Annotated in this window: 1 protein-coding gene; it reads left to right on the top strand. The window is 67.1% G+C overall.

Annotated elements, in window-relative coordinates:
* Nucleotides 1–122 precede the first annotated feature (122 nt).
* Nucleotides 123–1,241 carry an IS701 family transposase gene (locus G3I77_RS40545; RefSeq protein WP_248512485.1) on the top strand — a complete coding sequence of 373 codons (1,119 nt, stop codon included), beginning with the start codon at nucleotides 123–125 and terminating at the stop codon, nucleotides 1,239–1,241.
* Nucleotides 1,242–1,384: the final 143 nt, after the last annotated feature.

Here is a 1,384-nt window from a genome sequence, read left to right as displayed (position 1 = left end):
TAGTACTGCAACGGTGCTTGCCGTGACTGCTGGCCAGCTCAGTCGTTGGTGTGGTTATGGGTGGGGACCTTGCCGATGTCAGGCTGTGGGCCGGTGAACTGGGCGCTCTGCATGAGCGGTTCGTGCACCGGTTCAACCGGGAGGAGCCGCGTCAGTCGGCACTGGCTTACATGCGGGGGTTGGTTGCGCCGCTGGAGCGCAAGAACGGCTGGACGCTGGCGGAGGAGGCCGGGCACGCGGGCCCTGATCGCATCCACCGGCTGCTGAACCGGATCGAGTGGGACGCCGACGAGGTCCTGGACGACGTACGTGACTACGTTGTGGAACATCTCGGAGACCGCGAGGCGGTTCTGATCGTCGATGACACCGGGTTCCTGAAGAAGGGCGTCCGTTCGGCCGGCGTGCAGCGGCAGTACTCCGGCACTGCGGGACGCACGGAGAACTGCCAGATCGGTGTGTTCCTCGCCTACGCCACCGACCGCGGACGCACGCTGATCGACCGCCGCCTGTATCTGCCGACGTCATGGACGGACGACCGGGAGCGCTGCCGGCGGGCGGGCATCGACGACACGGTCGGTTTCGAGACGAAGGTGGCCATGGCCAAGGCGATGGTCCGCCGGGCCATCGCCGAACGGATTCCGTTCGGATGGGTGACGGCGGATGCCGCCTACGGCTTCAGCAAGGGCTGGCGGTTCGAGCTGGAGCAGGCCGACGTCTTCCACGTCATGGCCACCACCCGGCACGACACGGTCGTCACCCGCTGGTCCATCGATCACCCCGTCCACGAGCTGTTTCCCGGCCTGCCGAGGCAGAAGTGGAAGCGCCGTTCCTGCGGCGCGGGAGCCCACGGCCGGCGGATCTACGACTGGGCCCGCGTCGAGGTGAGGCCCTGGCACCGTGAGGACCGTCGGCACTGGGTCATCGCCCGCCGCAGTGTCAGCCGGCCCCAGGAGATCTCCTACTACATCGCCTACTGTCCGGCCGGCACCACCTTGGACGAGTTGATCCGCATAGCGGGCACCCGGTGGGCCGTTGAGGAGTGCTTCCAGACGGCGAAGCAGGAATGCGGCCTGGACGACTATCAGGTCCGCCGCTATCCCGGCTGGCACCGCCACATGGCCCTGGCCATGGCGGCCCACGCCTGCTTGACCGTGCTGCGGGCCCGAGAGCTGGACACGGAGAAAGCAGAAACGGATCCTCCCAGCTCATCCACCTCAGCCTCGCCGAGATCCGACGCTTGATCGCCCGCCTCACCGACCGCCGCCCGGCGCCGGTCGACCACATCCTGCACTGGTCGACATGGCGCCGCAGACGACAACACCAAGCTCGAGTCAGTCACTACAAACGACGTGGACACAGCCCCTGAAAATTGCCCAGCACTCAG

The sequence above is a fragment of the Streptomyces sp. D2-8 genome (assembly GCF_023184515.1).
In the GTDB taxonomy this organism is placed as follows: Bacteria; Actinomycetota; Actinomycetes; order Streptomycetales; family Streptomycetaceae; genus Streptomyces.
The sequence above is the reverse complement of the archived record's forward strand: the minus strand, read 5'-3'. Positions and strand labels throughout refer to the sequence as shown.